General features: G+C 62.8%; 7 protein-coding genes. 3 read left to right on the forward strand and 4 right to left on the reverse strand.

Going from position 1 to position 8,630, the window contains the following annotated elements; all coding sequences use genetic code 11:
* Together ENZ75_RS12350 and gor are read left to right on the forward strand one after the other, a co-directional pair.
* Window positions 1-383 (forward strand): DUF2059 domain-containing protein (locus tag ENZ75_RS12350; protein ID WP_128278120.1); only part of this gene is annotated, 383 nt, incomplete at its 5' end.
* A 116-nt stretch (window positions 384-499) separates the two neighbouring features.
* Window positions 500-1,891 carry a glutathione-disulfide reductase gene (gene gor / locus ENZ75_RS12355; protein WP_063167999.1) on the forward strand — a complete coding sequence of 464 codons (1,392 nt, stop codon included), beginning with the start codon at window positions 500-502 and terminating at the stop codon, window positions 1,889-1,891.
* Window positions 1,892-1,951: 60 nt separating this feature from the next.
* Here gor and mgtE read toward each other — a convergent pair whose 3' ends face one another.
* Both mgtE and ENZ75_RS12365 read right to left on the reverse strand, forming a co-directional pair.
* Window positions 1,952-3,316 (reverse strand): magnesium transporter, encoded by a 1,365-nt coding sequence (gene mgtE, locus ENZ75_RS12360; RefSeq protein WP_063168000.1) that lies wholly within the window; start codon window positions 3,314-3,316, stop codon window positions 1,952-1,954.
* Between the two features lie 272 nt (window positions 3,317-3,588).
* Window positions 3,589-5,493: an ABC transporter ATP-binding protein/permease gene (locus ENZ75_RS12365; RefSeq protein WP_024503285.1), complete on the reverse strand. Its 1,905-nt coding sequence runs from the start codon at window positions 5,491-5,493 to the stop codon at window positions 3,589-3,591.
* A 603-nt stretch (window positions 5,494-6,096) separates the two neighbouring features.
* Between ENZ75_RS12365 and ENZ75_RS12370 the strand changes: the two genes are divergently transcribed.
* Window positions 6,097-6,525 (forward strand): hypothetical protein, encoded by a 429-nt coding sequence (locus ENZ75_RS12370; RefSeq protein WP_024503284.1) that lies wholly within the window; start codon window positions 6,097-6,099, stop codon window positions 6,523-6,525.
* A gap of 38 nt (window positions 6,526-6,563) precedes the next feature.
* Here ENZ75_RS12370 and ENZ75_RS12375 read toward each other — a convergent pair whose 3' ends face one another.
* Together ENZ75_RS12375 and ENZ75_RS12380 are read right to left on the reverse strand one after the other, a co-directional pair.
* Entirely contained in the window at window positions 6,564-7,244 is a 681-nt protein-coding gene (locus ENZ75_RS12375) for a DsbA family protein (RefSeq protein WP_063170238.1), read from the reverse strand.
* 17 nt (window positions 7,245-7,261) lie between these two features.
* Window positions 7,262-8,630 (reverse strand): extracellular solute-binding protein (locus ENZ75_RS12380; RefSeq protein ID WP_164887794.1); only part of this gene is annotated, 1,369 nt, incomplete at its 5' end.

Raw genomic sequence — 8,630 nt, forward strand, 5'->3', positions numbered from 1 at the left:
TGCAGGAACTGATCGGCAAGACCATCAACGAGAAGGCTCTGGCGCTGGCCTCGCGCCGTGCCGACCTCGAGAAGGAAGCCGCACTCGCCTACGCGAAAGTGTTCTCCGAAAAGGAACTGACCGACATCGCCGCCTTCTACAATTCCGATTCGGGCAAGAAGCTGCTCGATAGCGGCCCGACGGTGACCCGCGAATTGGTCAAGGCAGCCGACATCTGGCAGAACGGCCTCGGCCGCGATCTCGCCCAGCAGGTCGGCGAAACGCTGGCCGCTGCCGCCAAGGCAAAGGCGCAGGCAGCACCCGCCGCGCCCGCCGACGGAGCCGCCGCTCCGGCCGATGGCGCAGCGCCCGCCGATGGTGCGGCCCCCGCGGACAACAACTGACGCGCATTTTCAAATGGCCTTGCGGCCTACTGCGAAAGCCCGGCCTGTCCGGGCTTTTCTTTTGCCGTTTTGCGGCCTACCTGTCTGACACATTTCTGAAGCCTGGGAGCCGCGTCATGGCCGGTTACGACTACGATCTTTTCGTCATCGGCGGCGGCTCGGGCGGGGTGAGGGCGGCCCGCGTCGCCGCGGCACTCGGCAAGCGTGTCGGCATCGCCGAGGAATACCGCTATGGCGGCACCTGCGTCATCCGCGGCTGCGTGCCGAAAAAGCTCTACGTCTATGCCTCGCAATTTCCCGAGCACTTCGCCGACGCCGCCGGCTATGGCTGGACGGTGCCGGAAGCCAGTTTCGACTGGCAGACGCTGGTCGCCAACAAGGATCGCGAGATCAGCCGGCTGGAGGCGATCTACGTCAGGAACGTCGAGGGCGCCGGCGGCGAGACCTTCCACTCGCGCGCCATGATCGTCGATCCGCATGTCGTGCATCTCCTGGGTGAGGATCGCACCGTCACAGCAGACCAGATCCTGATTGCCACCGGCGGCCGCCCGGCGGCGCATCCGGCGCTGCCCGGCCACGAACATTGCATCTTTTCCAACGAAGCTTTCGACCTCAAGGAGTTGCCCAGGGCGATCATGATCGAGGGCGGCGGTTACATCGCCGTCGAGTTCGCCAACATTTTTCACGGTCTCGGCGTCGACACGACGCTGGTCTATCGCGGCAAGGAGATCCTCAGCCGGTTCGACATGGACCTGCGGCGCATGCTGCACGAAACCATGGAAAAGAAGGGGATAAGGATCCTTTGCCATTCCGTGTCCGAATGGATCCGCAAGCGGCCGGACGGCCGGCTCGACGCGCTGGTCAGCGGCGGCGAGGTGCTGACCGTCGACCAGGTGATGCTGGCCATCGGCCGCATTCCCAACACCGAGAATATGGGCCTGGAAGGCATCGGACTGGAGATGACCAAGACCGGCGCCATCGCCGTCGACCAATATTCCCGCACCAATGTCGACAACATCTGGGCAATCGGCGACGTCACCAACCGCGTGCAGTTGACGCCGGTGGCGATCCATGAGGCGATGTGCTTCATCGAAACCGCCTTCAAGGGAAATCCGACCGCTCCCGATCACGAGACGATCGCGACCGCCGTCTTTTCACAGCCCGAGATCGGCACTGTCGGCCTGTCGGAGGACGACGCCGTCAAACGCTTTTCCGACATCGAGATCTACCGCGCCACATTCCGGCCGATGCGGCACACCCTGTCCGGGCGCGACGAGAAGATGCTGATAAAGCTGGTGGTCGATGGCGCGTCGAAGAAAGTGCTTGGCGCCCACATATTGGGGCCGGACGCCGGCGAGATGGCGCAGCTTCTCGGCATCCCGCTGAAGGCCGGCCTGACCAAGGACGATTTCGACCGTACGATGGCCGTGCATCCGACAGCGGCGGAAGAACTGGTCACCATGTACAAGCCGACCTATCGCGTGAAGGACGGCGAGCGGGTCGATTGACGGCAAATCCTGGTTGAGGAACTCCGCCGCGGCAAGGTCATGCCACGGCGGAGATGGTTGCTACAGAAGCGTGCCGCGCAGGATCACCAGCGCCACCGAGAAATAGATCACCAGCCCGGTGACATCGACCAGCGTGGCAACGAACGGCGCCGATGCGCTGGCCGGGTCGAAGCCGATGCGCTTCAAGGCGAACGGCAGCATCGACCCCGACAGCGAACCGAAGGTGACGATGCCGACCAGTGCAGCACCCACCGTGGTGGCGATCAGCGGCCAGTGCGGGCCATAGTCGTAGAAGCCCATATACTGCCAGAGCGCGATGCGGCAGACGCCGACCACACCGAGCATGGCGCCCAGCACCAGGCCGGTGGGCAGCTCGCGCAGCGCCACCCGCCACCAGTCGCCAAGGCCGATCTCGCGCAAGGCCAGCGCGCGGATGACCAGCGAGGTCGCCTGCGAGCCGGAATTGCCGCCGGAGCTCATGATCAGCGGGATGAACAGCGTCAGCACGATCGCCTTCTCCAGCTCGCCCTCATAGCTCTGCATGGCGTTGGCCGTCAGCATCTCCGAGATGAACAGCGCGCACAGCCAGCCGCCGCGTTTCCTGATCATGGCGAGGAAGCTCATCTTCATGTACGGCTCGTCCAGCGCCTCCATGCCGCCGAAACGGTGCACGTCCTCGGTCGTCTCCGCGATCATCGTGTCGATGATGTCGTCGATGGTGACGATGCCGAGGATCTTGCCATGGTCGACGACCGGAACGGCGAGCAGATCGTATTTGGAGATCGTCTGCGCCAGCGTTTCGCGATCGGTCAGCGGGCCGACCGTCATCGGAAGATGATCCGGCGCCACCGTCATGATCGAATCGTCCGGCTCACCGGTGATCAGCCGGCGCAGGCCCGTCGAGCGCACAAGCAGGTGCGTTTGCGGATCGACGATATAGATCGCATAGACGGTCTCGCGCGTCCGCTCCACCTTGCGGATGTAGTCGAGCGTTTGCCCGACGCTCCAGTCCGAGGGCACGCTGACGAACTCCGTCGTCATGATCGATGCGGCACTGCCTTCGGGATAGCCGAGGATGGAGAGCAGCGTTGCGCGCAGCGGCGGCGCAAGTCCGCCAAGCAGCTCGGAACGCGCCGGCTCTTCCAGCTCGCGCAGGATGTCGGCTGCCCGGTCGACCGACATGGCGGTGAGCAGCTTGCCCGCCTTGGCGCGCGGCAGCGCCTCCATGCGTTCCGACGCGCCGTCGAGTTCCGGCTGATCGAAGATCTCGACCAGACGTTCGAACGTCACTTCACAGAGCAGTTCCGTCGCGGTCTCTCGAGGCTCCCTGTTCAGGGCCTCGACAATGTCGGCGACGTGATCGTTGGCTAGGATACGGGCAATCGCGACGGCCTCGTCGCTTGCCACCGTGGTAAATTCGTTCATGGCTCACTCCTTGCCGTCCGGCAGGACATGAACCATGTGAGGTCACGTCAGGGCGGACGGCTGTTGCGTTCGACTGTGACTGTCGCCAGGCATGGCGCGGTGACCTTTCCGCTTGCGGGTTCGCGTTTGATTGTCTGCAAGCGGGCGCAACATAGGAGCGCGCCTCGCCGTGTCAATCGCGGTGAGGAGGGAAAATGCCGACGAGCGGGCAAGATCGCGAGACTGTGATCACCGGCCGCCGTTCGACCAGGCAGACCGGGGTGGAATAACCGTTATTTCTGCTTCAGCCGGCGCGAGAAGCGCAGCCACTTGTCTTCGACCGGCCTTGGGACCGGCCTTGGCTGCACCAGAATGGTGGTGAGTTCGGCGGGCAGGGTCGGAACCAGCGGCTTCTTGGTGGCGACGCCGTCGGCGATCGCGACGATGCTGTGATAGAATTCGCTGCCCGTCATCGATCTCGGCGCCACCGCCTCGTGCATGACGGAGATCACCGTGACATCGGGGCAGTTGTCCTTGATGGCCTGGTGGAAGGCGACCTTGCCATCGGGGTCGAGCGCGCCGGTCGCCTCGTCGAGGAACAGCAATCCCGGCTGCTGCAGCACGATGCGGGCCACAACCAGCTTCTGTTTCTGGCCGCCCGACAGAACCTGGTCCCAGCTTTTGCCTTCGCGGCTTTCGTCGGCCATGTGCTCGATAAAGTCGCCGAGCCCCGCCTTGTGCAGCGCCGACGCCACCTGCGCATCGCCATGGTCGTGCTCGGAGCCGGGCAGGCAGACCAGTTGCTTCAGCGACACAGGCTGCAGCTTGACCTCCTGGGCGGCATAGAAACTCTTGACGCCCTCTGGGAAGACGATGGTGCCGCGGCCATAGGGCCACAGGCCGTTGATCGCCTTGATCAGCGAGGTCTTGCCGCAACCGGACTCGCCTTTCAGGAAAGTCCATTCGCCGCGCCGGAAGCGCAGATTGGCGGCGCTGAGAAAGGGCGTCGCGTCCTCGCCCTGATGCGCCAGTTCGAGCTTCTGGATGGTCAGGCCGAAAACCGGGTTCTGGCTGGCATAGTGGAAGTCGGAGCGGCCGGTCTGGCTGTAGAATTCCTGCGGATGCTGGACATTCTCGATCGCATTGGCCAGCTCGGTGACACGCTGGCTGTTGGCGCGCAACGTGGCGATGGCGGGCATGACGTGGATGAACCAGGAACACTGGCCGATCAGCGAATTGACCAGCTCGGAGCCGGTTATGTAGCCCTTGAGGTCGAGACCGTTGTGGATGAACGGCACCAGGCCCGGTCCGTAGGCGACAATGCGGGCACCGATGAAATTGTAGATCAGCTCGAACGACATGTAGACGGTGTTGACGATGTTCAGCCGCGTCCAGGTGCCGTCGATGTCGACATAAAGCCGGCCATGCATGGTCCTTTGCACGCCTTCGCCCTGAGACGCCGCGACATGGAAGGAGCGGCGCAGGAATGTCGTCAGCTCGCCGCGATAGCTGCCCTCGGCCTGCTGCATCCTGACATTGAGGCGCTCGAGCAGGCCGCCGAGCTTGACCGCGATCCAAGTGTTCAGCGGCACGTAGGTGGCGACGGCCAGGAAGGCGAGGATGGCGCTGCCATAGCTGCCGAGGAATTCCAGCCCCTTCACCTCGACGGAGTTTTCGAGCAGCTTCTGGCCGACGAAATAGAGCGATGTGGCAACGCCAAGCACGCCCATGGCGAGCCCGATGGCGCCACCGGTCATGTCCTTGATGGATTCCTGGACGCGCTGGTCGATATTGTCGGGGGCCGGTGCGCCGCTGCCGGTCGACGCGTGCTGGGCATGGAAATGCGTATGATTGCCGTCCAGCAGCGCTTCATTGAAGCGGCTGTCCAGCCAACCGCGCCATTTGCGGTGCAACGTCGCCGAGACAAGGTTGCGGATGCCGGTGAAGCCAGCGTCCTTGAGTACGACCAGCAGCACGAGGACGCCGGCATTGACCAAAAGCGAGCGAAGCGGCGTGGTGTTGGCGGCGTCATGGAAGAAGGCGATGGAATTGACCAGTTCGCCCGAGGCTTCGGCGAACCAGACACCGGCCTTGCTGGACAACGCCGTGAGCAGCGCGATCACCAGCGTCAGCGTCCAGGCTTCCTTCCAGCGGTCGGAAACCCAGTAGGCCCGCATCAGGCCCCAGAAGCTGCGCATCGACGACACCGGCGTCAGAAGCGATCGCCCTGCGGCATCGCGAGGTGTTTTTTCCGGTACTGACTCTTGCGATGGTCTACCGACCCGAATCACTATCCCGCCCAAACCTTTTTTCTTTTGTTACGGATGGTAACACCAATTGATCATTTTCCATTAATTTAAAACCGGGCCGACCGGATTGCCCCGGCAGCCGTTGCCGTGAGGCAACAGATTACATGCTGAAATATAGCGACAACAGTCGACAAAAATCCGGATATTGCTTTTAATTTCATGGGCTTGATATATCGAGGGCGTGGCGTTGGCACGGCTTCCCCTAGGGAAGGCTTTCACACGGTTTCGTGAACTCGAAATCGTATCGAGCGACCGGTTTTCTCACTGTGGACGGCTCAAAGAGCTCGAAAATCTGCGGCTCGTGACTCGCCAGGATTGCCGGGGTCGTCCCTGCCGGGGGCAGGAATTGACGAGAGAATCGATCGAGCGGCGCGTTCCGTCTTGTCGGATCGGCTGAGGGACTGCGTTTGACAATTCATCCGCCTGGGATTGAACCTTGCCCGGCATCGGCGACACTCATGCATGTCCGGTTCTTCAACAAGGAAGCTCCCAATGCTTGCACGCGCGGCCGCAATCCTGTCCCTCTTTGCCTTTGTACCTTTGGCGCATGCCGGCGAGCAAAGCATTCCGGCCAGCGCCGAGGGCCAGATCGAGTTCAACACGCCGTCCGGCAACATCGGCTGCATCTACACGCCCAAAGGCGGCACCGGCACCTATGAGCCGAGGGATGGCGGCCCGGAACTGAGCTGCTCGCGCGTCGAGCCGAGCTACCTTACGATTATCCTGGGTCCGAAGGGGCCAGCAACGCTGATCAAGAACCCAGGCGAGCAGGGCTGCTGCAGCGATGTCGATAAGCTTGGCTACGGCAACAGCTGGAGCGCCGGGCCGTTCTCGTGCCAGTCGTCAACCAAGGGACTGACCTGCACGGCCACGAACGGCCATGGATTTTTCATCAGCAAGGCCAAGGCGACGGCGAAGTAACGTCTGCCGCTGTCGCGGAGAGGAGAGGCCGGCCGGCCTCAGCCGGCCTTGTCCAGTTCGCCGCGCGCCTTGGCGGCCGCCACCTGGCGAATGGCATCGGCCAGCGTATCGGCATCCTGCGCGCCCATGACGGCGTATTTGTCCTCGAGCAGGAAGCACGGCACACCAGAAATGCCCATGCGCGACGCGGTGGCGATCTCGGTGCGCACCGCCTCGACATCGGCCTCGGTCGGCAAAAGCGAGGCGACCACGGACGCATCCATGCCAGCCTCGCGCGCGGCTTCGACCAGCACGGCATGGTCGCCGATGTCAGCGCCTTCCTCGAAATTCAGCTGGAACAGCCGCCGTACAAGCCTGTTCTGAATGGCTTCGCCGGCGGCCCCTGCCCAGCGGATCAGCCGGTGCGCATCCAGCGTATTCGGCGCCACTTTGATGGCGTCGAAGGCAAAGGAAATGTCTTCCGCTTCGCCCAGCGGCTCGATGCGGTCGTGAATCTCGCGGATACGCTCGTCGCTGCCGAATTTTGCCAGCATGTATTCGCGCCGGTCCTTGCCTTCAGGCGGAATGGTCGGATCGAGCTGGAACGGCCGCCAGCGGACATGCACGTCGACATCGCCGACGGCGGCGATTGCCCTGTCGAGCCGCTTCTGGCCGATGAAGCACCAGGGGCAGACGACATCGGACACCACATCGACGGTGATGGCGTTCAATTCGCTCATCTCGATCTCCTGATCCCTCAGTTGGGTTTGCGCCACCATGTTGGCAGTTGATATCCGAATATGGGCGTCTTTTGCGGATGTTCCAGGTAGTTCCAGTAGGCGATCCATTGCTGCGTGTTGTACTGCATCGGCACCATGTAGTTGCCGGAGATCAGCAGCCGGTCGAGAACGCGAACGGCGGCAACATAATCCTCCTTGGAACGGGCGCGCAGCATCGCCTCGATTGCCGCGTCCACAGCCGGGTCGGCGACGCCGGCGAGATTGAACGAGCCTTCCGTCCGGGCGGCAGTCGAACTCCAGCGCCCGCTCTGCTCGATGCCGGGTGACAACGAATTGTTGAAGCCGCTCGATCCGACCAAGACCTCGAAATCGAAGCGCTGCTTGCGCGACTGTATCTGATCGCCGTCGAGGCTGCGAATGGTGAGATTGATGCCGATCTTCTCCAGCGTGCGCTGATAGATGCCGGCAAGGCGCTCCTCGTCCTGCGAAGCGGTCAGGATCTCGAAGCCGAAGGGTTTGCCTTCGGGATCAAGCATCGTTCCATTCTGCACGTGGTAGCCGACACTTTTCAAAAGATCGAAAGCTGCCTTCAAGACGCGCCGATCCTGGCCCGATCCGTCGGTCACCGGCGGCCGCCATGTGCCGTCCATGACATCGGCCGGCACGCGGCCGGGGTAGGGCGCCAGAAGCGCTTTCTCCCTGTCGTCGGCCGGATGGCCGAGCGCGGAAAGCTCGGAATTCTGCCAGTAACTCATCGTGCGCGTGTATTTGCCGCCGAACAGGTTCTTGTTGGCCCATTCGAAGTCGTAGAGCATGCCGAGCGCGCGCCGCACGACCGGGTTGGCGAATTTCGGCAACCGCGTGTTGAACAGGAAACCGGTCACCACCGGCGGAATGCCGGTGTCGAAGGTTTCGGCGATCACGTCCCCCTTGTGGAAGGCCGGAAAATCGAGATCGCGCTCGCGCTTCACCGGATCGCTGTCGTCATCGATGGCGCAGAGGCCTTTCTTGAACGCTTCGAGCTTGGCGTTGGCGTTGAGGAAATACTCGATGGTGATCTGGTCGTAATTGTCGAAACCGCGCTTGGCGGGGACATCCTTGCCCCAATAGTCCGGGTTGCGCTTGAAGACGATGCGCTGGCCTGGCTGCACCTGCGCGATCGTATACGGACCGCTGCCGATCACCGGCTTGAGCGTCGTCCTGTCGAAAGTCTCCTTGTCGAAGGCGTGCTTCGGGATGATCGGGGTCAGCGCGATGATCAGCGGGAATTCGCGATCGGCCTTGTCGTTGAAGGTGAAGCGCACGCTGTGGTCGCCGGTCTTTTCGAGCTTGGCGACCCTGGCCATGCGGTCGCTGTAAGGCGGGCGGCCTTTGTCGGTGTAGACA

Source organism: Mesorhizobium sp. M7A.F.Ca.CA.002.04.1.1 (assembly GCF_004022805.1).
Classification (GTDB): Bacteria; Pseudomonadota; Alphaproteobacteria; order Rhizobiales; family Rhizobiaceae; genus Mesorhizobium; species Mesorhizobium ciceri.